Annotated in this window: 21 protein-coding genes and 1 tRNA gene; 13 read left to right on the top strand and 9 right to left on the bottom strand. The window is 70.1% G+C overall.

Going from position 1 to position 24,624, the window contains the following annotated elements; translation table 11 throughout:
• The first annotated feature begins 23 nt into the window (after positions 1 to 23).
• From ACWPV3_RS05695 to ACWPV3_RS05675, 5 genes are all read left to right on the top strand, one after another.
• Positions 24 to 1,088, top strand: coding sequence for an isoaspartyl peptidase/L-asparaginase family protein (locus ACWPV3_RS05695; protein WP_453977165.1), 1,065 nt, complete (start codon positions 24 to 26; stop codon positions 1,086 to 1,088).
• A 61-nt stretch (positions 1,089 to 1,149) separates the two neighbouring features.
• Positions 1,150 to 1,416 (top strand): hypothetical protein, encoded by a 267-nt coding sequence (locus tag ACWPV3_RS05690; RefSeq protein WP_453977164.1) that lies wholly within the window; start codon positions 1,150 to 1,152, stop codon positions 1,414 to 1,416.
• A 44-nt stretch (positions 1,417 to 1,460) separates the two neighbouring features.
• Positions 1,461 to 2,480, top strand: coding sequence for a fumarylacetoacetate hydrolase family protein (locus ACWPV3_RS05685; RefSeq protein WP_453977163.1), 1,020 nt, complete (start codon positions 1,461 to 1,463; stop codon positions 2,478 to 2,480).
• A gap of 86 nt (positions 2,481 to 2,566) precedes the next feature.
• The gene (locus ACWPV3_RS05680; RefSeq protein ID WP_453977162.1) at positions 2,567 to 3,073 is read left to right on the top strand and encodes a DUF1453 domain-containing protein; all 507 of its coding nucleotides are present in this window, start codon (positions 2,567 to 2,569) and stop codon (positions 3,071 to 3,073) included.
• A gap of 52 nt (positions 3,074 to 3,125) precedes the next feature.
• Positions 3,126 to 3,210 (top strand) — tRNA-Leu (locus ACWPV3_RS05675).
• A 12-nt stretch (positions 3,211 to 3,222) separates the two neighbouring features.
• Here the strand turns inward: ACWPV3_RS05675 and ACWPV3_RS05670 are convergent.
• The 3 genes from ACWPV3_RS05670 to ACWPV3_RS05660 all read right to left on the bottom strand — a co-directional run bounded on the left by ACWPV3_RS05670 (position 3,223) and on the right by ACWPV3_RS05660 (position 8,414).
• A complete protein-coding gene (locus ACWPV3_RS05670; protein ID WP_453977161.1) occupies positions 3,223 to 4,074 on the bottom strand; it encodes an alpha/beta hydrolase in 852 nt (283 codons plus the stop codon).
• A 63-nt stretch (positions 4,075 to 4,137) separates the two neighbouring features.
• Positions 4,138 to 6,180, bottom strand: coding sequence for an AsmA family protein (locus ACWPV3_RS05665; protein WP_453977160.1), 2,043 nt, complete (start codon positions 6,178 to 6,180; stop codon positions 4,138 to 4,140).
• A 110-nt stretch (positions 6,181 to 6,290) separates the two neighbouring features.
• Positions 6,291 to 8,414: a prolyl oligopeptidase family serine peptidase gene (locus ACWPV3_RS05660; RefSeq protein WP_453977159.1), complete on the bottom strand. Its 2,124-nt coding sequence runs from the start codon at positions 8,412 to 8,414 to the stop codon at positions 6,291 to 6,293.
• 128 nt (positions 8,415 to 8,542) lie between these two features.
• On the opposite strand from ACWPV3_RS05660, the gene ACWPV3_RS05655 reads away from it, so the two are divergent.
• From ACWPV3_RS05655 to ACWPV3_RS05620, 8 genes are all read left to right on the top strand, one after another.
• Positions 8,543 to 9,400 (top strand): GNAT family N-acetyltransferase, encoded by an 858-nt coding sequence (locus ACWPV3_RS05655; protein WP_453977158.1) that lies wholly within the window; start codon positions 8,543 to 8,545, stop codon positions 9,398 to 9,400.
• On the top strand, positions 9,397 to 9,855 hold the full coding sequence (gene tsaE / locus ACWPV3_RS05650) for a tRNA (adenosine(37)-N6)-threonylcarbamoyltransferase complex ATPase subunit type 1 TsaE (protein ID WP_453977157.1): 459 nt from the start codon (positions 9,397 to 9,399) through the stop codon (positions 9,853 to 9,855). The genes ACWPV3_RS05655 and tsaE overlap by 4 nt, the downstream gene beginning before the upstream one ends.
• Positions 9,848 to 10,939 (top strand): N-acetylmuramate/N-acetylglucosamine kinase AmgK, encoded by a 1,092-nt coding sequence (gene amgK / locus ACWPV3_RS05645; RefSeq protein WP_453977156.1) that lies wholly within the window; start codon positions 9,848 to 9,850, stop codon positions 10,937 to 10,939. The genes tsaE and amgK overlap by 8 nt, the downstream gene beginning before the upstream one ends.
• On the top strand, positions 10,936 to 11,655 hold the full coding sequence (gene murU / locus ACWPV3_RS05640; protein ID WP_453977155.1) for an N-acetylmuramate alpha-1-phosphate uridylyltransferase MurU: 720 nt from the start codon (positions 10,936 to 10,938) through the stop codon (positions 11,653 to 11,655). The genes amgK and murU overlap by 4 nt, the downstream gene beginning before the upstream one ends.
• A gap of 71 nt (positions 11,656 to 11,726) precedes the next feature.
• Positions 11,727 to 14,792, top strand: a complete 3,066-nt coding sequence (gene addB, locus ACWPV3_RS05635) for a double-strand break repair protein AddB (RefSeq protein ID WP_453977154.1) — start codon at positions 11,727 to 11,729, stop codon at positions 14,790 to 14,792.
• Positions 14,789 to 18,307 (top strand): double-strand break repair helicase AddA, encoded by a 3,519-nt coding sequence (gene addA, locus ACWPV3_RS05630; RefSeq protein ID WP_453977153.1) that lies wholly within the window; start codon positions 14,789 to 14,791, stop codon positions 18,305 to 18,307. Before addB ends, addA begins: the two co-directional genes overlap by 4 nt.
• 125 nt (positions 18,308 to 18,432) lie before the next feature.
• Positions 18,433 to 18,768 carry a thioredoxin gene (trxA, locus tag ACWPV3_RS05625; protein ID WP_313454695.1) on the top strand — a complete coding sequence of 112 codons (336 nt, stop codon included), beginning with the start codon at positions 18,433 to 18,435 and terminating at the stop codon, positions 18,766 to 18,768.
• 72 nt (positions 18,769 to 18,840) lie between these two features.
• Positions 18,841 to 19,035 carry a hypothetical protein gene (locus ACWPV3_RS05620; RefSeq protein WP_313454696.1) on the top strand — a complete coding sequence of 65 codons (195 nt, stop codon included), beginning with the start codon at positions 18,841 to 18,843 and terminating at the stop codon, positions 19,033 to 19,035.
• Positions 19,036 to 19,224: 189 nt separating this feature from the next.
• Here ACWPV3_RS05620 and ACWPV3_RS05615 read toward each other — a convergent pair whose 3' ends face one another.
• The 6 genes from ACWPV3_RS05615 to ACWPV3_RS05590 form a co-directional block, all read right to left on the bottom strand.
• A complete protein-coding gene (locus ACWPV3_RS05615; protein ID WP_313454697.1) occupies positions 19,225 to 20,499 on the bottom strand; it encodes a bifunctional folylpolyglutamate synthase/dihydrofolate synthase in 1,275 nt (424 codons plus the stop codon).
• Between the two features lie 5 nt (positions 20,500 to 20,504).
• Positions 20,505 to 21,395 (bottom strand): acetyl-CoA carboxylase, carboxyltransferase subunit beta, encoded by an 891-nt coding sequence (accD, locus tag ACWPV3_RS05610; RefSeq protein ID WP_453977152.1) that lies wholly within the window; start codon positions 21,393 to 21,395, stop codon positions 20,505 to 20,507.
• A gap of 10 nt (positions 21,396 to 21,405) precedes the next feature.
• Positions 21,406 to 22,245, bottom strand: coding sequence for a tryptophan synthase subunit alpha (trpA, locus tag ACWPV3_RS05605; RefSeq protein ID WP_453977151.1), 840 nt, complete (start codon positions 22,243 to 22,245; stop codon positions 21,406 to 21,408).
• On the bottom strand, positions 22,242 to 22,703 hold the full coding sequence (locus ACWPV3_RS05600; RefSeq protein ID WP_453977150.1) for a hypothetical protein: 462 nt from the start codon (positions 22,701 to 22,703) through the stop codon (positions 22,242 to 22,244). The genes trpA and ACWPV3_RS05600 overlap by 4 nt, the downstream gene beginning before the upstream one ends.
• Entirely contained in the window at positions 22,700 to 23,902 is a 1,203-nt protein-coding gene (trpB, locus tag ACWPV3_RS05595) for a tryptophan synthase subunit beta (RefSeq protein WP_453978505.1), read from the bottom strand. Before trpB ends, ACWPV3_RS05600 begins: the two co-directional genes overlap by 4 nt.
• A 73-nt stretch (positions 23,903 to 23,975) precedes the next feature.
• Positions 23,976 to 24,617, bottom strand: a complete 642-nt coding sequence (locus ACWPV3_RS05590; protein ID WP_453977149.1) for a phosphoribosylanthranilate isomerase — start codon at positions 24,615 to 24,617, stop codon at positions 23,976 to 23,978.
• Positions 24,618 to 24,624: the final 7 nt, after the last annotated feature.

Here is a 24,624-nt window from a genome sequence, read left to right as displayed (position 1 = left end):
CGCGCGCCTCATCGGGGAACAGCATGACGCGCATCGGACTCATCGGACTGGTTGGACTCTTTTTTCTGGGATCGGCCGCCCGGGCCCAGGAGGCCCCACGCTGGTCTCTGGCGATACACGGCGGGGCGGGGGTGATCGAACGCGCCAATCTCAGCCCGGAACAGGACGTCGCCTATCGCGCCGCCTTGCAGCAGGCGCTGGACGCCGGTTCGGCCGTGCTGGCGCAGGGCGGCTCGGCGCTGGACGCGGTCCAGGCCGCCGTTCAGGTCATGGAGGACGACCCCCTGTTCAACGCCGGGCGCGGGGCGGTCTTCACCGCCGCCGGACGCAACGAACTGGACGCCGCGATCATGGACGGGACAAACCGCGCCGCCGGCGCCGTCGCCGGCCTGACGACCATCCGTCACCCGGTCGCCGCCGCCCGCGCCGTGATGGAAAAATCGCCCCACGTCTTCCTGATCGGTCCCGGCGCCGAGGCCTTTGCGGCCCAGCAGGGCCTGGAACAGGTCGATCCGGCCTTCTTCTTCACCGAGCGCCGCTGGCGCGGATTGGTCGACGCCCTGACCGCCAAGGGCCTGCCGATCCCCGACCGGCCCCAGGGCGCGCCGCCGCCTCCGGCCGTGCCGATGGCCGCCAACGATCCGTCCGCGCCGCCGTTGAACGAGCGTAAGTTCGGCACCGTCGGCGCCGTCGCCCTGGACAGCCAGGGCCGCCTCGCCGCCGCCACCTCGACCGGCGGGACCACCGCCAAGCAATGGGGTCGGGTCGGGGACGTGCCGGTGATCGGCGCGGGGACCTACGCCTCCAACGCCGACGGCTGCGCGGTCTCGGCGACCGGCGACGGCGAATATTTTATCCGCGCCACCGTCGGCCGCGACATCTGCGCCCGCATCGCCTTGGGCGCGGCCGGACGGACGGCAGGCAAGGCCGAGGTCGAGGACGCCAAGTCGCTGGGCGGTCTGGGCGGCGTCATCGTCATGACCACGGACGGCGTGCCCGCCTTCGCCATGACGACGTCCGGCATGTATCGCGGCGCCGTCTCCTCCGCCGCCCAGCCCCACGTCGCCATCTACGCCGACGAGGACTGAGCCCGATTCCGGACCATTCGGACTCTTTGGACTCTCTTTATTCTTGCCCCGGACCTCGCCCATGCCCGCCCCCGACGACGAACTGACCCTGATGGCCAATGAAGAACTGGACGCGGCCTGCGCCATGCCCTTCGTCGAGGTGAAGAAGATCACGCCCTGGGGCGACAGCTACGAAGGCTTCGCCCCGTCCGGCCGCACGGTCGAGATCGAGCGTCGCTACCTCTGGGCCGTCGAGCCGGAAGGCGGCGTCATCGTCGAGGTCGAGGTGCGCGACCGCGCCGCCCGCGCCGGCGCCGAAGCCCGCGCCCTTCTGACGGCCGCCGAATGATCCGGTCGGTTCCCAATCCCGCAAATCCGGTCTAGGCCTTGGTCATGAAACTCGCCTCGCTCAAGCACGGCCGCGACGGCCGCCTCGTGGTCGTCTCCAAGGACCTGAACTGGTTCACCGACGCCTTCCTGATCGCCCCGACGCTTCAGGCGGCGCTGGACGACTGGGACAACTGCGGTCCCCGGCTTCAGGCCCTGGCCGAAAGCCTGGAGCATGAGGGCGTGCCGCGCGGCCGGTTCCACGAACGCGACGCCGCCTCCCCCCTGCCCCGCGCCTATCAGTGGGCCGACGGCTCGGCCTATGTGAACCACGTCGAGCTGGTGCGCCGCGCGCGCGGGGCCGAGATGCCCGAAAGCTTCTGGACCGACCCGCTGATGTATCAGGGCGGCTCGGACGGCTTCCTGGCGCCGCGCGATCCCATCCCCCTGGCCGACGAGACCTGGGGCTGCGACCTGGAGGCCGAGATCGTGGTGGTCGTCGGCGACGTGCCGCAGGGCGCGACGCGCGAACAGGCGCTCGACGCCATTCGCCTGGTCGGCCTGGTCAACGACGTGTCCCTGCGCAACCTGATCCCGGCCGAACTGGCCAAGGGGTTCGGCTTTGTCCAGTCCAAGCCCGCCAGCGCCCTGTCGCCCGTCCTGGTCACGCCCGAGGCGCTGGGCGACCGCTGGAAAGACGGCAAGCTGCACGGCGCCCTGTCGGTCCAGCTGAACGGCCGCGATTTCGGCCGCGCCGACGCCGGGGTGGACATGACCTTCGACTTTGGAACCCTGATCGCCCACCTGGCCAAGACCCGGTCGCTGTCGGCCGGGACCATCATCGGTTCGGGCACCGTCTCCAACAAGGACGCCGACGGCGGCCCCGGCAAGCCGGTCAGCGAGGGCGGCCTGGGTTATTCCTGCATCGCCGAGGTCCGCACCGTCGAGACCATCCTGCGCGGCGCCGCCGAGACGCCCTTCCTGAAACACGGCGACACGGTGCGGATCGAAATGCTGGACGACCGCCACCACACCATCTTCGGCGCCATCGAACAGACCGTGGCCCCGCTTTCCAGCGCGGGCTGACGGCGCTAGGCTGATCGCAGCGGCCCGATGGCCGTCAAGTCTTTGGGGAGAGACGACGTGCCGCCTGAAAACTGATCCCGCTGCTCATGATCCCGATCATGCTGGTGGTGGTGCTGCTGAAGAACCGCAGGAAGCGGGTGCTGAAGCCCCAGTTCCTGTGGATCATGCCGGCCATCGTCCTGCCTCTGATCGGCCTGGGCCTGTGGGGCATGGCCCAGAACCCCAACGCCGCGCACGCCCCGTTCGGCCCCGACGCCTGGGCGGTTCTGGCCGTCGGCGGCGTTTTGGGCGGGATCGCCGGCTGGTATCGCGGCAAGACCGTCACCATCGAGAAAGAGCCCAATGGCGTCCTGATGGCCCAGGCTTCGCCCCTGGGCCTGATCCTGCTGGTCGCCCTGTTCGCCGGCCGGTCGCTGCTGCGCGACCTGATCGAGGGCCACGCCGCCCAATGGCATCTGAACGCCATGGCCGTCACCGACGCCTTCCTGGTCTTCGCCATGGCGCTGATCGTCATGCAGCGCGTCGAAATGTACATCCGCGCCCGCCGCGTCCAGGCCGGCCGCCTGGACGACCATGTCGAGGTCGTGGCGTAAGGTTGCGCTGGACGCGGCCTCGACCCTTGTGGCATGAGGCGGTCCTTCCGCTGCGGGCGTGGTGGAATTGGTAGACGCGCTGGACTCAAAATCCAGTTCCGAAAGGAGTGCCGGTTCGACCCCGGCCGCCCGCACCACTCTTCGTCGGCTCAGCCCAGCTGCCGATGGAAGAACCCCGTCACATCCGCCAGCACGGTCGCCTTCTTCCTGAACAGGGGCGAGAAGGTCGCGATCAGGTCGGCGTGGTCCAGACCTGGATAAAGCTTGGCCTCCGAGCGCCCGCCAACCGCGCGCATCCGCTGATCCAGAATGACCGTGTCCTCGTCGTGGACCACCGTGTCGGCCGTGCCGTGGCCCAGCCAGATCGGCGGGGCGTCACGACGCACGAAGGTCACGGGCTGGGTCAGGGTCGGGTCCGGCGCGCGGCCAAACGCATTCTGCGACGCCGCCACATCGAACGGCAGGAAGTCGTAGGGCCCCGCCAGTCCCGCCGCCGCCCTGATCAGATCAGGCCGTTCGACCGCGGCCATATAGCGACGGTCCAGGGCGATCATCATCGCCAGATACGCGCCCGCCGAATGGCCCAGCACACCGAGTCGGGCGGGATCGCCGCGATAGCCGTCCACGATGTCCGCCGCCTTGGCCGTCGCGGCCGCCGCATCTTCGACGAAGGCCGGAAAGACGACCTGGGGGACCAGCCTGTAATCGGGCAGGATGACCACGAACCCCTGCGCCGCCAGCGCCTGCGCGGCCCAGCCGTACAGTTCGCGCGAGCCTGAATCCCACCCCCCGCCATAGAAGAAGACCAGTGTCGGATAGGGGCCGCCGCCCTTGGGCGCATAGACGTCCATCCGTTGGCGTGGATCGTCGCCGTAGGCCAGGTCCCGCGCCACGCGCCGCACGCCGTGATCGCGGGGGCCCAGGGTGTTGAGCAGGCTCAAGGGCGAACAGGCGGCGGCCAGAAGGCCCAGCGCCGGGGCGAACAGGCCGCGTCGGGTCATGAAAGAGGATCCATGGCCGTTTCTACGATGGAAAGGCCGGATCGGTCTTCGGCGTCAGGCAAATTAGCGCGCGCCCGCCATCAGGCGACCACAGTCGGCGTCTTCCGCCAGGCCTGGATCGACGAAGGCGAACAGGGCCGTCACCGGCGCCACCAGCGTCCCCAAAAGGCCCGCCAGCCCGCCCTGCGAGACCACCTCGCCGGCGTCCACCCCGATCCGCGGCGCGGCCAGCGGACCTGAGACGTTGATTGGCGCCCACAGCCGCAGCAGGCGCGGCTTCTTGGACTCGCCCTCGATCCGCAGGTTCAAGGTCTCGGCGCCCAGATCGATGCTCCCCTTGCCTTGGGCTAGGACGACGTCTGTGTCGATGACGAAGGTGCGCGCCTGGGCCTTGCCGCCCCGCACGTCGAAGTCGGCGACGGCGCAGCGGATGGTGCTGACCGATTGATCGCCGCTGAGCAGTTTCAGCAGGCCCGCACTGGCGTTGACGCCCAGCAGTTCGGCGAAGGCGGCGCGCATCCGGCCGTTGGGCACGATCAGGCTCATGGACCCGTTGGACGCCGCCGCGAACTCATGAATGGAGGCGCCCGGCCCCTCCAGCCGCGCCCGGCCCAGCGCCAGGCCGCTGACGGGGACCGAGCCGTTTCGCGCCGGCACGATGGATTCCAGCGGATAGCCGGCCAGACGCAGATCGACCGTGTTGCGCGGGATCGCCTGGGTCGCGTCGATCCGCGCCGTCCCGTTCAGGGAACCGCGATTGAAGTCGAAACTGATGGGGTCCAGCTTCAATACGCCGTCCTTCAACACCGCGCCCAGGTCGACCTTGCGGACATCCAGGTGATTGGCCTTCACCGCCGCCGCGCGATAGGTCAGGCTGCCGTCCATGGTGCGCAGGCGGTCCGTCTGCAGCTTGGCGTCGGGCAGCAGCTTGCTGCCGACCAGGATCGGCGCCTCCGTGTTCCGACCCGACGGATCGGTCCGCACCCGCGCGCCCAGGACCGCCGCCAGATCGTCGATGTCCAGCCGCCGCGACGCCAGTTCGGCGTCGACCCGCAACCGCCCGCCACTCTCGATACGCACCTGGCCCGACAGATCCGACGCCCCGACCCGTCCGTCGAAATCCTTGAAGGTCCAGACCCGCCCGTCGCGGTTCAGCGCGCCCGACAGGCGGTAGGGCGGCGTATTGGGCAGGGTCACGCCCGTCAGCAGATAGAGGTCCGACAGGTCCTGCCCCTCCAGCGTCATGGCCGCGTCGAACCGGCCCAGGTCGAACGGCCGGGTGATCCGTCCCCGCGCCGTCAGGGCCGACCCCGCGCCCCGCACATCGGCCTGGAAGGCGTAGGGTCGGTCGCGGCGGATGTCGATGAAAGGGCCGCCTTCGATCCGCACCGTCATGGGCGAACCATGTACGGCGCCGCGGCCGTCCAGCACGAAACCGGCCGTTCCGCCCGCCGTCTCCTGAGCGTTGACCGTGGCGTTCAGGGACAGGCCGCGCCGCTGCTCCTCGAAGGTCAGGGCGCCGTCCCTGATAATCAGACGTTCGATGGGCGGCAGCATGGCGCCGCGTCCGTCGTCGGGGCGGTCGGCGTCCAGCCGCCAGCTCTTGCGACCCTGCCGGTCGGAGATCATCACCACGCGCGGCCGGGTGATGCTGAGCAACGGCATCTCCACCCGTCCGACCAGCAGGGGCGCCAAGCGGACCGAGGCGCGCACCTCGTCCACATCGGCGGTGTCGCGGTCCCTGGCCCAGTCCGGCCCGCCGACCTTCAGCCCCCGCACCACGACCGACGGGGTCCAGCTCAGCAGCCTCACGTTCAGGTCGCCGGTCAGGGCGATCTGCCGGTCATATTTGGCCGAGGCCCACCGACTGATCGGCCCGCGCAGCAGGTTCCAGTCGAACAAGGCGGCGAACAGAACCACGGCCACGATCAGGGACAGCAGCACGCCGCCAACGATCCGGGCCGTGGGAACCATGCGTCGCACCGCCGCCTGAACACGTTCGCCGTCCTGCAGAAAGGCCTGGCCCGCGCGCAGCCGCGTCCCTGCCGCCGCGACGATGCGACGCGCGGGCGGGGCGATCCTTCGGTCGTACCAATCCCTGAACACGCGCGGCTCCCTTCAGGTCTTTGCCAACGCGCGAAGGCCGGTTTGGCGCCGCACGAAAAAGGGGCGCGATCCATGATCGCGCCCCCGGTGCTTTCCGATATGCCGCGACCTTACCGCGCCGGCGTCAGATATTTGTTCAGCCAGCCGAACACCTCGTTGTGCCATTGCAGGCTGTTGGCCGGCTTCAGCACCCAGTGGTTCTCGTTGGGGAAGACGATCAGGCGGCTGTCGATATTGCGGCCCTGCAGGGCGGTGAAGGTGGACAGCCCCTGCGCGGTCGGGATGCGGAAGTCGCGGTCGCCCTGAACCACCAGCATCGGCGTCTTCCAGTTGTCGACGTGGTTGGCCGGATTGAACTTCTGATAGCCCTCGCGGTTACGCCACGGCGCGCCGCCGTATTCCCATTCGGTGAACCACAGCTCCTCGCTGGAATAGCCCATGGCGAAGGTGTCGAACACGCCGTCGTGGTTGACCAGGCATTTGAATTCGTTCGACCAGTTGCCGGCGATCCAGTTGATCATATAGCCGCCGTATGAGGCGCCCAGGGCGCAGGCGTTGTCGCCGTCCAGGAAGCTGTATTTCGCTTGAGCCGCCGCCCAGCCCTTCTGCAGGTCTTCCAGCGGGCGGTCGCCCCAGTGCTGGCTGATCGCGTCGGTGAAGGCCTGGCCGTAGCCGGTCGAGCCATGGAAATCGATCATCACCACCGCATAGCCCGCGCCCGCATAGGTCTCGGGGTTCCAGCGATAGGACCAGCCGTCGCCGAAAGAGCCCTGCGGCCCGCCGTGGATCAGGAAGGCGACCGGATATTTGCGCCCCTCGACATAGCCGACCGGCTTGATGACATAGCCGTGGACCGTCTCATTGTTCCAGCCGGGGAAGCTGAACTGCTCGTATTCGCCGAACGATTTGGCGGCGAAGGCGGGGTTTGACTGCGTCAGGCGACGCGGCATCTCGCGGCCCAGATAGGTCTTGAAATACAGGTCGCCCGGCTCGCGCAGGCTGTCCTGGGCGAAGACGAAGCCGGAGGGCGTCTGCTGGAAGGCCGAGACGTGGCCCGCCCCCGTGATCGGCGTCACCACGCCGTTGCGCGTATCCACCGCGAACAGCTTGGTCGTGCCCACGTCGCCGGCGATGGTGTACAGGGTGTGCCCGTCGCGCGACCATTGCAGCGTATCGGCCGACCGATCCCAGTTCGAGGCGACCTCGCGCTTCTGGCCCGTCGCCATGTCCATCAGCACGATCTGATAGCGGTCGGCCTCGAAGCCCGGTCGGGCCATGGCGCGATAGGCCAGGGTGCGGCCGTCCGGCGAGAAGACCGGGCCGGCGTCCCACGCCTTGTTGTCCGCCGTCAGATTGGTGAAGGTTCCGTCGCCCGACAGGCCGTTGGTCTTCCACAGGTCGAAGTTTGTGCTCCACGGTTCGGTCTGGCCCGCCAGACGCGCGGAAAAGACCACGGCGTCGCCCGCCGGGGTGAAGACGAAATCGCTCTCGTCGCCGAACGGCTTGGACGGGGTGTCGCCGTCGAAGCCCTTGGTGATCCAGGTCGGCGTTCCGGTCGCCTTGCCGTCGCGGCCGATGGACTGGACGAACAGATGGTTCTGGGTGTGGTCATTCCACGTATCCCAGTGGCGCACGAACATCCGGTCATAGACCTGGCCTGTCGACTTCTGCTCGGCGATGGCCTTGCCCTGTTCAACCGAGGCGTTCAGGTCGGCCGCGTTCGGATAGACGGCCAGGGAGGTGGCCACCTTGTCGCCCGTCGGACTGATGCGATAGGCGTTCACGTCCAGCGGCAGATTCGTCACCTGCACCGGCGCCGCCGTGGGCGAGGCGACGCGCCAGACCTGGCTGGTCCCCGACTTGCCCGACAGGAAATACAGATTGCCGTCCCCGCCCCAGCGCGCGGTGTTGGCGCCCTGGTCCGAGATGGCCAGGCGGCGCGGCGCGGCGTCCGGCGTGTTCAGGTCCAGCATCCACAGGCTGCCCGCGCGCCGATTAGCTTCCACATCCGTCGTCGTCACCGAATAGACGACGTAACGCCCGTCCGGCGACACCTGCGGATCGCCCAGCCGGTTGGCCGAAATCATGTCCTGATAGGTGAAGGCGTCCGAAGTCGCCGGCGCCGCCGGCTGGGGCGCGGGCGGAACCTGCGCCAGCGCAGGCGCGGCGGCCATCAGGGCGCCCGACAAGGCGATGCTCGCGCAGGCGGCGGACAGAAGGGAACGGTGACGCATGGGTCTTCCTCGGAAATCTTGCTGCGGCAGGCGTAGCACCGCCGCCCGCCGGACGAAAGTTGTCGTGAACGGATGTGGAAGTCGCGCATCTTGCCCCCTGGGACCGAACCGGCGACAAGCGGTCTTCCATGGATTCAGCCGCCCTTCCCGCCCGACACCGACCGCACATCGTCGATGTGCTGATCGCCGAGCGTGCGCCGCGCCTGACCGCCTCGCCGCTGTGGCCCGTGGTGCGTCCAGCGCTCTATGCCGTGCTGGGCTATGGGGCGGCGGTGCGGATGGCCGACGCGATCCAGCCGCTGTCGGGCGCCGGGACCTTCGACCATGTGTCGGACCTGCTGGGGCTGAAGGTGACGACGACGAACCTCGACCGCCTGCCCGCGACCGGCCGCTGCGTCGTGGTGTGCAACCACCCGACCGGCATCGCCGACGGGGTCGCCGTCTTCGATGCGATCAGGCGGCGACGCGGCGACATGATCTTCTTCGCCAACGCCGACGCCCTGCGCGTCTCGCCCCGGCTGGACGAGACGATCATCCCCGTCGAATGGGTCCACGACAAACGCACCCGCGAGAAGACCCGCGCCACCCTGAGCGCGGCCAAGGAAGCCTTCGAGGCCGAACGCTGCGTGGTCATGTTCCCGGCTGGTCGTCTGGCGCGGGTGGAGAAGGACGGCCTGCTGACCGATCCCGAATGGGCGCCGACCGCCGCCTCCCTGGCGCGCAAATACGAGGCGCCGGTGGTGCCGATGCACATCACCGGCCCCTACAGCCGCCTGTTCCATCTGTTCGACAAGGTCTCGCAGGAGTTGCGCGACGTGACCCTGTTCCACGAACTGCTGAACAAGGAAGGCAAGCCGTTCGGCGTCGATGTCGGCCTGCCCATCCCCGCCGACCGTCTGGACGTGGACGCCGCAAGAGCCACCGAAGCGCTGAAGGTCTTTACCGAACGCACCCTGGCCGCCGATCCTGACTCGGTGTTCCCATGAAGATCGCCCTGTCCGACGCCGAGGCCACCACCCGTCTGGGTCAGGTCATCGCCCCCCTGCTGGCGGCGGGCGACAGCGTCCTGCTGTATGGCCCCCTGGGCATGGGCAAGTCGACCCTGGCGCGCGGCCTGATCCGCGCCCTGACCACGCCGGACGAGGACGTGCCCAGTCCGACCTTCACCCTGGTCCAGTTCTACGACAGCGAACCGCCCGTCGCCCATTTCGACCTCTATCGCCTGACCCGACCGGAAGAAGCCTTCGAGATCGGTCTGGACGAGGCGCTGGACGAAGGCTGCGTCGTCATAGAATGGCCCGAGCGGCTGGGCGACGATCCCGGTGCGTTCCTAGGCCGCGACCGGCTGATCATCGAAATCTCCGAACAGGGCGAGGGCCGCCTTGCGACCGTTTCAGGCGTAGGCCGATGGGAAACGGGGCTGAAGGAACTGCATGTCTGACCGCGAAACCCTCCGTCTCGACTTTCTGAAGGCCGCCGGTCTGTCCGACGCCGTGCGCGCGCCCCTGCCCGGCGACGCCTCCACCCGGCGCTACGAGCGGCTGACGCCCGCGACCGGCCCGAGCCTGATGCTGATGGACCAGGCGCCCGCCGCCGAAAGCCCGCCCTGCGATCCGTCGTGGACGCCGGACCAGCGCCGCGCGGCGGGCTGGAACGCCGTCGCCCGCCTGTCGGCCGGACGGATCGAAGCCTTCGCCGCCGTCGCCGCCCATCTGAAATCGCTTGGCCTGTCCGCCCCCGACATCCCGGCCCTGGATGCGCCCAACGGTCTGGCCGTGCTGGAGGATTTCGGCGACGCCCTGTTCGCCCGCGTGATCGCGGACGGCGCGGACGAGACGCCGCTTTATCTCGCCGCCATCGAGGCCCTGGCCGTCCTGCACGCGGCGGGCGATCCGCCCGCGACCCTGCACGGACCCGGCGGCGACTGGCCCCTGCTGACCTATGACGAGACGGCGCTTCAGGGCGGGGCCGATCTGTTCGTCGACTGGTTGCCCCGGCTGGACGACCGCGTGACCTTCGACGCCGCCGCCGTCGCCGACTGGCGCGAAGCCTGGGCGCCCATTGTCGCCTCGGGCGCGGCCGGGGCCTCGGTCATGGCGCACCGCGACTATCACGCCGAGAACCTGATCTGGCTGCCGGAGCGTCAGGGCCCCGCCCGCGTCGGCATGATCGACTTCCAGGACGCGGTGCGCGCCCACCCGTCGTGGGACCTGCACTCCCTGTTGCAGGACGCCCGCCGCGACGTCTCGCCAACGCTGGAGGCCGAGGCCCTGGACCGCTATTTCGCCCTGCGTCCCGGCGTGGACCGCGCCGCCTTCATGGCCGACTACGCGGGGCTGGCGGCGCTGAATCAGGCGCGGATCATCGGCGTCTTCGCCCGGCTGATCGCCCGCGACGGCAAGCCCCGCTATCGCCAGTTCCTGCCCCGGATGTGGCGACATCTGAACGCCAATCTGGACCAGCCGTCGCTGGCGCCCGTCGCCCGCTGGTTCGACCAACACGTCCCGGCCGAGATGCGCGCATGACCGCTGTTCCAAAGACCGCCATGGTTCTGGCCGCCGGGCTGGGCACCCGGATGCGTCCCCTGACCGATGACCGGCCAAAGGCCCTGGTCGAGGTGGGCGGCCGCGCCCTGATCGACCATGTGCTGGACCGTCTGGCCCAGGCCGGGGTCGAACGGGCGGTGGTCAACGTCCACTGGTTCGCCGACCGGCTGGAGGCGCATCTGGCGGCGCGCGGGCGCGGCCCCGACATCCTCATCTCCGACGAACGGGCCGAACTGCTGGAGACCGGCGGCGGTCTGAAGAAGGCCCGCCCCCTGCTGGGCGACGACCCCGTCTTCGTCGCCAATATCGACAGCGTCTGGATCGACCGGGGCGATGCGCTCGCCGATCTGGTCCGCCTGTGGAACCCCGAGACGATGGACGCCGCCCTGCTGCTGGCCCGCCGCGAGGGCTCCATCGGCTTCGAGGGCGACGGCGATTTCTTCCTGTCGGAGGATGCCCGCCTGACCTTCCGGGGCGACGCCCCGTCCGCCCCCTTCGCCTATATGGGCGTCCACATCACCCGCCCCGGCTATGCCGACGACGGCCCCGCCGGCGCCTTCTCCCTCAGCCCCCTGTGGCGCAGGTCGGCGGCAGAGGGCCGCCTGTTCGGCTGCGTTCTGGACGGCGACTGGATGCACGTCGGCGACCCGCAGGCGCGGGATCAGGCCGAGGCCAGACTGGCGGGAGCGGCGTGAGCCTGTTCGATCCTTTCTCGGACGCCCCTCAAGCAGCCGACCGCCGCGGGGTCGGCGCCAGGGAAACGGGAATGCGCCCCCGCTGGTACGCCATTCCCGCGCACCGGCCCTTCCTCGAAGACCTGGCGGCGGGGGTGCTGGCGTGGCTTGGCGATCTGCCGCCCGAGACCCTGTCGGACGCGACGATCCTGCTGCCTAACCGCCGGGCCGCCCGCGCCTTCACCGGCGCCCTGTCCAAACTGTCCGGCGACCGGCCCGTCCTGTTGCCGCAGGTGCGGCCTCTGGGCGATCTGGAGGAGGACGAGCCGCCCTTCACCCCCGGCGCCCTGGGCCTCGATCTGCCGCCCGCCATCCCCGCCCTGACGCGCCGGTTCGAGATGGCGCGGATGATCGTGGAGCAGTTCGACAACGACCTGACCCCGATGCGGGCGCTGGACCTGGCCGATGCGCTGGGCGGCTTCCTCGATTCCTGCCAGCTGGAGGAGGTTCCCGAGCCGGAACGGGTCGCCACCCTGGTCGACGGCGAAATGGCCGAACACTGGGAGCGGTCGGCTGAGTTCCTGAGGCTGGGCGTCATCGCCTGGCCCAGACGCCTGGCCGAACTGGGGCTGGTCGATCCCGCCTGGCGACGCGCCACCCTGCTGCGCCGTCTGGCCGAACTGTGGGACGCCCATCCGCCGACCCAGGCCGTCATCGCCGCCGGGTCCACCGGCACCGTGCCCGCCGCCGCCGATGTTCTGGGCGCCGTGGCCCGCGCGCCCCAGGGCTGCGTCGTCCTGCCCGGCCTCGATCTCGATCTGGACGACCGCGTCTGGGCCCAGATCGACGAAGAGAACGAACAGCACCCCCAGCGCGCGCTGAAACGCCTTTTGGAGCGGCACAGCATTGACCGCCGCGCAGTGCGTCCGTGGTTCCAGCCGCCCGTCTCGCCCCCGGCTGAACAGCGCGGTCTGGCCCGCCAGCGCCTGCTGAACGAGGCCCTGCGCCCCGCCGACGCGACGGGCGACTGGCGCGCGGCCATCCGCGACATCCGCGCCCGCGCCGTCGAGGCGGGCCGCGCCGCCGACCCCATCGCCGAGGGGCTTCAGGGCCTGTCGGTGCTGAACCTGCGCCATGACGAAGAGACCGCCGCCGCCATCGCCCTGATGATGCGCGAGACGCTGGAGACGCCCGGCAGGACCTGCGCCCTGGTCACGCCGGATCAGGGTCTGGGCCGCCGCGTCGCCGCGCGTCTGGAACGCTGGGGCGTCGTGCCGGACGCCTCGGCCGGTCAGCCCCTGAACCGGATGCCGGCGGGCGTTCTGGTCGAGCTGTGCGCCCGCTGGATCGCCGACCCGACGGATCCGCAGGTGCTGCTGGGCCTGCTGAAACACCCGCTGGTCAGGCTGGATTTAGGCGACGGGATCGACGCCGACCGCGCCGTTTCGGCCTTCGAGCTTCTCGCCCTGCGCGGCCCGCGCCAGACCCGTTTCGACCGCATCCGCCGCAAGCTGGACAAGGCCGCAGGCCCGGATCGCGACGGCCAGCCGCCGTCCGAGGGCCGCCTGAAACGCCTGGCCCAGGCCCGCGCCCTGTCGGATCATCTGGAAGCTCTGGTCACGACGGCCTGCGCCGCCTTCGCCCCCGCCGCGCCACTGGACGCCGCCGCCCGCGCCCTGACCGTGCTGATCGAGGCGCTGGCGGGCCAGGAGGCCTGGGCCGGACCGGACGGCGAATGCGCCGCCGGTCTGCTGTCGAACCTGATCACGGGCGGCGCGACGCTGGGGGCTGTCACGGCTGATGATCTGGTCGAACTGGTCAAGGGCCTGCTGGCCGACGCCGTGGTGCGCACCGGCGGGGCCACCCATCCGTCGCTGCGCATTCTGGGGGCCATAGAGGCGCGTCTGGTGCGGGCCGACCGGATGATCCTGGCCGGGCTGGAGGAAGGCGTCTGGCCCCAGGGCGCGCCGGTCGATCCCTTCCTGTCGCGGCCCATGCGAAAGGCGCTGGGCCTGCCCCCGCCCGAACGCCGCATCGGCCAGAGCGCCCAGGATTTCGTCCAGGCCGCCTGTGCGGACGAGGCCATATTGATCCATACCGAACGACGCGGCGGCCAGCCCGCCGTGCGGTCCCGCTGGCTGTGGCGTCTGGACATGCTGACGCGCGGCGCGAACACCGAGGAGACGCCGGTCGCCGTCGCCGCCCCCGCCCATGTCGCCGACTGGACCCGCGCCCTGGACGCCCCTGGGCGCGACACGCCCGACTATGCGCGCCGCCCGGCCCCGACCCCGCCGGTGGCGCGCCGCCCGCGCGAACTGCCCGTCACGGGGGTCGAGCGCTGGGTTCGCGACCCCTACGCCGTCTACGCCCAGCGGATTCTGGGGCTGAAGGTGCTGGATCGGCCCGGCGCCTCGGCCGAGGCCATGGCGCGCGGCAACGCCATCCACGAAGCGATCGAACAGATGGTCCGCCTCTGGCCCGAAACCCTGCCCGACGATTGCGCCGACCAGATCGCCGACCTCATCGTGGCCGCCATGACCGAGGCGGGGTTCGAGGACGCCGCCCTGGCCCGCGAACGCCCGCTGGCCAGGAACGCCGCCCTGTGGCTGGAGCGGTTCGAGCGGGAACGGCGCGCGCGCGGCGCTACCCTTTTGATCGAACAGTCGGGCGCCATCGCCTTCGACGCGCCCGGCGGCCCCTTCACCGTCACCGCCCGCGCCGACCGGATCGAGCTGGACGCCACGGGCGCGGCGGTTCTGGACTTCAAGACCGGCCAGACGCCCAGCCAGAAACAGGTGGTCCAGGGCTTTGCACCCCAGTTGACCCTGACCGCCGCCATCCTGGCCGAAGGCGGGTTCGACGCGCCCCCGACCGAGGCGACCGAGCTGCTGTATGTCAAGGTCACTGGCCGCCGCGATCCGGGCAAGGTGGACGACGTCTCGCGCCAGGGCCGCGGCAACAGCCTGACCGCCGCCCAGCTGGCGACGCGCGAACTGGACCGGCTGAAGCTGGGCGTCGCCGCCTTTGACGACCCGGCGACCCCCTACACCTCATGGGTCGCGCCGCAGTTCATGGGCAATTTCGGCGGCAACTACGACCATCTGGCGCGCGTCTGGGAATGGCACGTCGTCGGCGGCGAGGACGAGGCGCCCGAATGACCGACATCTCTCCCGTCGACGCCAATCCCCTGGATATGGCCCGCGCCCATCAGGCGACCGCCGCCGACCCGACCCTGTCGGTCTTCGTCACCGCCAACGCCGGTTCGGGCAAAACCACCACCCTGGTCAGCCGCGTGGCGCGCCTGCTGCTGAAGCGGGTGCGGCCCGGCGAAATCCTGTGCGTCACATACACCAAGGCCGCCGCCGCCGAGATGCAGGCCCGCCTGTTCGAACGGCTGGGCGAATGGGCGGTCGCCGACGACCGGGCCCTGGCCGCCGATCTGGCGCGGCTGGACGGGCGCGATCCGGCCAGCCTGACCGACGCCGAACTGTCCGAGGCCCGCGTCCTGTTCGCCCGCGCGCTGGAGACGCCGGGCGGGCTGAAGATCCAGACCATCCATGCCTTCTGCGAGAAACTGCTGCGTCGCTTCCCGCTGGAGGCCGGGGTCGCGCCGGGGTTCGAGGTGCTGGAGGATCAGGCGGCCCTGGCCCTGTCGCACGCCGCGCGTCAGGATCTGGCCCGCTACGCCCTGAACGACGGCGACGGGCCGGTGGGCCGCGCCTATGCTCATTTCGCCGTCGAACTGGCCTGGGACGGCTTCCACGCCCTGCTCGATACGATCGAGGCGAAGCGCGAGCCGCTGCTCGACTATCTGGCCCGCATCGACGCGGGGACCGCGCCCGGCCCGCACGAACTGGTCGGCGTCACGCGCGATGAGACCCCCGCCCAGATCGAGGCCGGGTTCATGGACTGGCTGAACCCGGCCGACTGGCTGGCCGCCGCCGACGGGTTCGCCACGGGCGGCGCCAACGACAAGAAACTGGCGGGCCAGATGCGCGATGCGGTTCCGCCCGCCACGACGCTTCAGGCCATGACGCCCATCTTCATCGATTCCAAGGGCGTGGCGCGCGACAGGTTCGGCACGTCCAAGGCTCCGCCCGGCGCGGCCTCCTATCTGGCCGATGTGTCGCTGAAATACGTCTCGACCCTGGACCGGGTGCGCGCCGCGCGCGTGGCGGACGAGACGGAAAAGGTGCTGACCCTGGCCCGCGTCCACGCCGCCCTCTATGAGACCGCCAAGCGGGCGCAGGGCGCGCTGGACTTCACCGATCTGGTCGGACGCACGGTCGAGCTGCTGACCAGACGGGCCACCGCCGCCTGGGTGCTGTACAAGCTGGACGGCGGCATTGAGCATGTGCTGATCGACGAGGCGCAGGACACCGCCCCGGATCAGTGGGACATCGTCCGTGCCCTGACGGAACCTTTTTTTGCGGGCTCAGGGGCCGAGCGCCGCGACCAAGCCATCCCTCGCACCGTCTTCGCCGTGGGCGACGAGAAACAGTCGATCTATTCCTTCCAGGGCGCCCGCCCCGAGCGGCTGCGGCAGGAGGCGCGGGTCTATGACGATTTGGTGCGCGCGGCGGGCGCCGACTTCCGCGAAGTGCCGCTGGACACCTCCTTCCGCTCGACCGTCGAGGTGCTGGACTTCGTCGATGCGGCCTTCGCCAGCCCGATGCGCACCCGCGCCCTGGTCGGAGAGACCGGCGAGATCGCCGTCCACCGCCCCGCTCGTCTGGGGCAATATGGGTCCGTCGACCTGTGGCCCCTGTTCGAAGACCCCGCCGCCCCCGAGCGCGAGGCCTGGAACGCCCCCGTCGACAAGGAGGACAGCCGCAGCGCCCGCAAGCAGCTGGCCCAGGCCCTGGCCCGCCACATCCGCGATCAGGTCCAGACGGGCGCCGCCATCCATGATCCGAAACAGCGCGGAGCGATGCGGCCCGTCCGTTACGGCGACTTTCTGGTGCTGGTGCGCCGCCGCGACACCACCTTCGAAGAGATCATCCGCGCCCTGAAAGCCGAAGTCGTTCCGGTCGCGGGCGCCGACCGGCTGAAACTGTCGAACCATATCGTCTTCGATGATCTGATCGCGCTCGCCCGGTTCGCCCTGTTCCCCGACGACGACCTGTCGCTAGCGGAAATCCTGCGCAGCCCCTTCTGCGATGTGTCCGATTTCGGTCCCGCCGACGCCCTTTATCCGTTGGCGGACAAGGTGGGCCGCGAGGGCCGCAGCCTGTGGCGCGAACTGCAGCGCCGCGCCCACGAACACCCGGCCTGGACCGCTGCGCGCGACCTGATGGCGGCCCTGATCGCCGCGCGCGACCGCGATCCTTTCGCCTTCTTCTCGACCGCCCTGAACCGCGTCGGTCCCGATGGGCGATCCGGCCGCGCGCGGATTCTGGACCGGCTGGGCCGCGAGGCGGAAGAAGCCATCGACGAAACCCTGGCCCAGGTGCTGGCCGCCGAGGAGCGCGGCGGGCGCGATCTGGAGACCTGCTTGGCTCTGCTGGAACAGGCCGATGTCGAGGTGAAGCGCGAGATGGAGGGGGCGCGCGACGAGGTCCGCGTCATGACCGTCCACGGCTCCAAGGGGCTGGAGGCGCCCATCGTCATCCTGCCCGACACCACCGGCAAGGCGAAGCCGCAGGGGCCGACCCTGATGCCCGCCGCATTGCCGGATGGAACCGAGGCCTGGCTGATGTGTCCGTCCAGCGCCAAGGCCGACTGCGCCGTCTCCGCCGAGGTGCGTCAGGCGCGCGTAGATCGCACCGACGCCGAATCCCTGCGCCTGCTCTATGTCGCCCTGACCCGCGCGCGTGACCGCCTGATCGTCATGGGCCGCAGGATGAGCCGCCCCAAGGAGACCGGCTATGAGGAAGGCAGCTGGTGGGACGTCATCGCCGGAACCTTCGACCGGCTGGCGCAGGACCGTCCCGATGCGGTGCAGTTGTTGGACGGCGGGATTCTGAGGTTCGGGGTCGATCCCGAGACCGCGCCGCGCCTGGGCCGGACCACGACGGACGCCGCCGGCCTGCCCGCCTGGGCCGCCGCACCCCCGCCCGCCGACGCCGCCGCCCGCTTCGCCTCGCCGTCGCGGATGGAAGGGTCGATCCGCATTCCGGCCCCCTCGCCCCTGGCCAGGAGCGAATCCGGCGGCGCATCGCTGGGTCGGTTCCGGCGCGGCGACCTGATCCACCGGCTGCTGGAACGGCTGCCCGACATCGCCCCCGCCGACCGTGCGGACGCCGCCGTGCGCCTGTTGTCGCGCGAGACCGATCTGGACGCGGCCCAGCGCGCCGAGATGATCGCCGCCGCCTTCTCGGTGCTGGACGACGCCCGGTTCGCCCCCGTCTTCGGCCCAGGCTCCCGCGCCGAGGTCGCCCTGACGGGGTCCGCCCCCGACCTGCCGCCCGGCGTCGCCATCAACGGCCGCATCGACCGGCTGGTGGTCACGCCCGACCGGGTTCTGGTCATCGACTACAAGACCAACCGCCCGGCCCCCGCCGCCCTCGACGCCGTCGATCCGGCCTATGTGCTGCAGGCGGCGGTCTATGTCGCGGTGCTGAAACGCCTCTATCCCGACCGCCCGGTCGAGGCCGCCCTGGTCTGGACCGATGGGCCGAAGCTGATGCCCATCCCGCAGGCGATGCTGGAGGCGGCGCTGACGGGCGGTTGATTTGCCCGCGATTCGCACCCACATCTGCGACTGAACGCTGGACAGCCGTCCGGCGCGCCACAATTCGGCGTTCAAGCAGCGAGGCCCCGCGGGCCAAGCGATAGCGCCACAAAGGGAGACCATTCATGGCGACTGTAAAAGTCACCGACGAAAGCTTTGACGCCGACGTCCTGAAAGCCTCGACCCCCGTGCTGGTGGATTTCTGGGCCGAATGGTGCGGCCCCTGCAAACAGATCGGCCCGGCGCTGGAGCAGATCGCCGACGAACTGGGCGGCCAGGTCACGGTGGCCAAGATCAATATCGACGACAGCCCCATGACCCCCTCCAAACTGGGCGTGAAGGGTATCCCCACCCTGATGCTGTTCAAGGACGGCCAGATGACCTCGATGAAGGTCGGCGCCATGCCCAAGGGCAAGATCGTCGAATGGCTGGCCGAGGCGGGCGTCAAGGTCGACGCCTGATCCTTCGCCGCCCTTGAAGATCAAACGCCCGCCGGTCCCGACCGGCGGGCGTTTTCATGCTAGGATGCCGCCATGAGCGACGAAGACCCCATCACCGCACCGGCGGCGACCGACGACATCCCCGGCGAAACCCCGGTCCAGAAGGCCCTGCGCCTGAAGAACGCCAAGATGGACGCTCGCCCCAAGCCCCCGCGCGGCGGCCGTTTCCAGCGCGAACAGTCTGCCCGGATCGCGGCAGGCAAGTCCAAGCCCTGGATGACGCGGTAGTTTAGCGCGCCCAGCCCCTCACCCTCCCCGTTCCGGGGAGGGTAGTCGCGCCAGCGACCGGGTGGGGGCGGCCCGGCGGGCACGCGCTTTGTGAATCAAGGACAGGTCTCCACGGCGTCGCACGGCCGCCCCCGCCCGACCTCGCTGCGCTCGGCCCCCTCCCCCGCAGGGGAGGGGTTCAAGCGGTGCTCAGACCGGCCAGGTCTCTTCGCTGGCGCCCAGCACTTCACCCGCCAGATACAGCGACCCGCAGATGGCGACGCGGCCGGCGCCTAACCGAAGCGCCAGCCTCAAGGCCTCATCGACCGATCCGGCGGGCGTCGCGGCCAGACCGTGTCCGCGCGCCACGGCGGCCAGGGCCGCCGGGTCCGCCGCCGCGCCGTCGAAGCCTACGGTGAAGATGGTGGCGTGGCTGTCCTTCAGGGCAGCGAAGAAACCGCCCGCGTCCTTGTTGGCCAGCATGCCGCAGATCAGGGCCAGCGGACGCGGCGCCCGCGCCTGACGCTCAGCCAGGAACGCCGCCAGCGCCTTGGCCGCATGCGGGTTGTGCCCTCCGTCCAGCCACAGTTCGGCCTCGGCCGCCCGCGCCGCCTCGCCGTAAGGACCGGCCGAAATCCGTTGAAGGCGCGCAGGCCAGCGCACGGATTTCAGCCCCTCGGCGATGGCTGCTTCCGGCAGATCCAGCTCCAGCGCCGCCGCGATGGCCACGCCCGCATTGTCGATCTGGTGCGCGCCCGCCAGGCCCGGCGCGGGCAGGTCCAGGAACCGTTCCTGATCCTGAAACGCCAGCCCGCCCCGTTCCGCCCAGGCGTCGAAATCCACCCCCATGACCGCCAGGGGCGCACGAACCGCCTGCGCCGCCCGTTCGATGGCGGCCATGGCGGCCTCCTGCTGGCGCGCGATCACCCCCGGCGCGCCCGGCTTCAGCACCCCGGCCTTTTCCGTCGCGATGCCCGCGAGGTCGGTCCCCAGGAACTCGGCATGATCATAGTCGACCGGCGCGATCACGCTGAGCAGCGGCCGCTCGATCACATTGGTGGCGTCCAGCACCCCGCCCAGCCCCACCTCGATGATCGCCAGGTCGGCGGGCGTCTCGGACATGGCCAGGAAGGCGGCGGCGGTCGTGCTTTCGAACACCGTCGCCTCTCCAGACACGGCCTCGATCCGGTCCAGGATGGCGTTCAGCGCCTGATCCTCGATCAGTTTTCCGGCCAGCCTGATCCGCTCGTTGAACCGAACCAGATGGGGCGAGGTGTAGGCATGGACCCGCAGGCCCGCCGCCTCGGCGATGGCGCGGATCATCGCCACGGTCGATCCCTTGCCGTTGGTGCCCGCCACATGGACCACCGGCGGCAGCCGATGCTGGGGGTCGCCCAGCGCGGCGCACAGCGCCCTCATCCGATCCAGCGACAGGTCGATCCGTTGCGGATGCCGCGCCCGCAGGCGCGCGGAGATCGGGTCCACGGCGATCAGGCCGCCTGGCGGTTTCCGCCCATCAGCATGGACAGGATCTGGCCCAGCATGCGCGGCAGGTCGGCGCGGGAAACGACCCGGTCCACCATACCCTTTTCCTGCAGATATTCGGCGCGCTGGAAGCCGGGCGGCAGTTTCTCGCGGATGGTGGCCTCGATCACGCGCGGACCGGCGAAGCCGATTAGGGCGCCCGGCTCGGCCAGATGCACGTCGCCCAGCATGGCGTAGGAGGCCGTCACCCCGCCCGTCGTCGGGTCGGTCAGGACCACGGCATAGGGCAGTTTGGCGTCCTTGACCTCTTCCACCGCCAGGGTGGTGCGCGCCATCTGCATCAGGGACAGGGCGCCTTCCTGCATCCGTGCGCCGCCGGCGGCGGTGAAACAGATCAGCGGAACCTGACGGGCCACGGCCTCGCGCGCAGCCTTGATGAAGGCCTCGCCCGCCGCCATGCCCAGCGACCCGCCCATGAAGGTGAAGTCCTGCACGATCACGACCGCGTCCTGACCGCCGACCGAACCGTAGCCGATGGCCATGGTGTCCTTGCGGCCCGCCGCCTTCCTCGCCGCGTTCAGCCGGTCCTTGTAGGACTTGCCGTCCGAGAATTTCAGCGGGTCTTCGGGCACGTCCGGCGTCTCGATCGTCTCATAGACGCCGCCGTCGAAGGTGGCCTTCAGGCGCGTGGGCGCGTCGATGCGCATGTGCCGGCCCGACGGCGTCACCCACAGGGCGCTCTCCAGCTCCGAGCGATACAGCATGTCGCCCGTATCGGGGTCCTTGACCCACAGATTGTCGGGCGTGTCCCGGCGAGAGACGATCTTGCGGACGCCGGGCGCAAAGCGGCTCAGCCATCCGCCGCGCTTTTCCTGCGGCTTGGTCTTGTCGTTCATGGGCGCGCTCTTAGACGGTTTCCGCGACGGAAGCACTAGCAACAGATCGAACGGCGTCGCTCAGCGCCTTCACCTGGGCCAGAACGCGCGGGGCGGCCGGTTCGTTCGCCGCGACGGCGGCGGCGACCTCCTCCACCAGGGCCGATCCGACCACGACCGCATCCGCGACCCGTGCGATGGCGGCGGCCCGCTCCGGCGTCTTGATGCCGAAGCCGACCGCGACCGGCAGGCCCGAGGCCGCCCGCACCCGCGCCACGGCGGGCGCCACCACTTCGGCGTCCGCCTCCTTGACCCCCGTCACGCCCGCGACGGCGACATAATAGACGAAGCCCGACGTCCCCTGTACCACCACCTTCAGCCGCGCGTCGTCAGAGGTCGGCGTAGCCAGGCGGATCAGCGAGATCGACACCTTGTCCAGCGCCTGGACCAGCGGCGCGGCCTCTTCCGGCGGGCAGTCCACCACAATCAGGCCGTCGATGCCGCAGTCGGCCGCATAGACGGCGAAGGCGTCATAGCCCAGGCTCTCGATCGGGTTCAGATAGCCCATCAGCACGATGGGCGTGGCGTCGTCGCCCTTGCGGAACTCCTTGGCCAGATCCATCGTCGAGCGCAGGCCGAAACCGGCCGCCAGACCCCGGATCGCCGCCTTCTGGATCGGCGGCCCCTCGGCCATCGGATCGCTGAACGGAAAGCCCAGTTCGATGACATCCGCGCCTGCCGCAGGCAGGCCCTTCAGGATCGCCAGCGCCTCCTCGCGCGACGGATCGCCCCCCATCACATAGGGAATGAAGGCCGCACGGCCCTCGGCCTTCAGCGCCTTGAAGCGCGCATCGATACGGGCGGTGGTCATTGCGGCGGCGTTCCAGCAGCGGCCGGGGCGGCCGATCGCGCGGCGCACACGTCGCCGGGAATGGTGGCGAAGCCCAGATAGGCGGGCAGTTCGGCGACGGCGGTCTTGGAGGTGTCGTAGAAGGCGACCATCTGCATCCCGTCGCAGCCGCCCGCTTCGCGGCGCTTGATGAAGACGACGCGGTTCTCGTCGCCCCCCGCCGCGAGCCAGTTCTTGGTCTCCAGGTCGGCGATATAGGCGTCAGCCAGGGCGCCGATCTGACCCAGCGGCGCCGTGACGCACCAGGCCCGACCGGTCAGATTGTTCAAGCCGCCGCAATCGGGCGACAGCTCCGCCCCGGTCAGCAGGCCGACATCGGCGGGACCGCCCTGCGGCGCCGGCGTCTGCACGGCCGCCTCGGCCTGAACGGCGGCGGACAGGGCCAGCGCAGCGCCGGCGATCGTCAGAGTACGGATCACAGTTCCACTCCCAGATGTCTGGCGACCTGGAAGATGTCCTTGTCGCCGCGTCCCGACATCAGCAGGACGACATCGCCGCCCTTGCCGACTTCCTTCGCGATCTCGCCGGTGCGCGCAAGCGCATGGGCGGGTTCCAGCGCCGGGATGATGCCTTCCAGCTTCGAGCACAGTTGAAACGCCTCCAGCGCCTCGTCATCCGTCGCCGAGCGATATTCGGCCCGACCGATGTCGTGCAGCCAGGCGTGCTCCGGCCCGATGCCGGGATAGTCCAGCCCGGCCGAGATCGAATGGCCCTCGACGATGTTGCCGTCGTCGTCCTGCAGCAGATAGGTCCGGTTGCCGTGCAGCACGCCGGGCCGCCCGCCCTTCAGCGACGCGGCGTGATCCGGCGTATCCAGCCCATGCCCCGCAGCCTCGACCCCGATCAGCCGCACGCCCTCGTCCGCGATGAAGGGGTGGAAGGCGCCGATGGCGTTCGATCCGCCGCCGATGCAGGCGACCACCGCCTCGGGCAGCTTGCCCATCTGCGCGCGCGACTGGGTCTTGATCTCCTTGCCGATCACCGACTGGAAATCGCGCACCATGGCCGGATAGGGGTGCGGCCCCGCCGCCGTGCCGATGATGTAATAGGTGTCCGCGACGTTCGTGACCCAGTCGCGCATCGCCTCGTTCATCGCGTCCTTCAGGGTCGCGGCGCCCGCCGTGACGGGGAAGACTTCGGTTCCCAGCAGGCGCATGCGGAACACGTTGGGCTGCTGCCGCTCCACGTCCACCGCCCCCATATAGACGGTGCAGGGCAGGCCAAAGCGCGCCGCCACGGTCGCCGAGGCCACCCCGTGCTGGCCCGCGCCGGTCTCGGCGATGATGCGGGTCTTGCCCATGCGACGGGCCAGCAGAATCTGGCCCACGCAGTTGTTGATCTTGTGCGCGCCCGTGTGGTTCAGGTCCTCGCGCTTAAGCCAGATGTTGGCCCCGCCGAAATGCTCGGTCAGGCGTTCGGCGAAATACAGCGGGCTTTCCCGGCCGACATAGTGGGTCAGGAAGCCGTCCAGCTCGGCCTGGAAACTGGGGTCCGCCTTGACCGCCTTATAGGCCGCGTCCAGTTCGTGGATCAGCGGCATCAGGGTCTCGGCGACGAACCGACCGCCATAGGGGCCGAACCTACCGGCCGCGTCGGGCCAGGCGTAGGCGTTCGCCAGCGGGGCGGAATCGGCGGCTTGCAGAGGCGTCTGTGCGTTCACGGTTCGACTTTCACGCGGGGAGGCGTCGGAATTACGACCGGCGCACCGCCTCGATGAAGGCCGCGATCCGGCCCGCGTCCTTAACACCCGGCGCGCTTTCGACGCCAGAGGACACATCCACCATCGGCGCGCCGGTGATCCGCAGAGCCTCGGCGACATTGTCCGGGTTCAGACCGCCCGCCAGGAACCAGGGATGGCGAAACGCCCTGTCCGCCAGCAGGGTCCAGTCGAAACTATGTCCCACCCCGCCCGGCAGGACCGACCCTTCATGCGGTCTGGCGTCGAACATCAGATGGTCGGCGTGATAATCCCACTCGTCCGCCGCCGCGAAGTCGTCCGCCTGCCGGATCGGCAGGGCCTTGACGACCCCCGCTCCCGTCAGCGCCCGCACCCGTTCCGCCTGGCCGGCCGTCTCCGACCCGTGCAACTGGATGAAGTCGGGCCTCAGCGTCCGCGCGATCTGCTCCAGCAGCGCATCGTCGGGATCGACCGTCACCGCCACGATCCCGGCCCGCCCCCGCGCCCGTTCGAACAACGTCGCCGCCGCCTCGGGCGCGATGTGACGCGGGCTCTTCGGGAACACCACCGCCCCCACGAAATCCGCCCCGCCGTCCAGCGCGGCGTCCAGAGCGGCTGGCGTGGTCAGGCCGCAGATCTTGATCAGGGTCGTCATGTCAGTG

The organism is Brevundimonas sp. Marseille-Q4549 (genome assembly GCF_976940555.1).
Note: the sequence above shows the minus strand (reverse complement) of the source record. Positions and strands in the feature narration are given on the sequence as shown.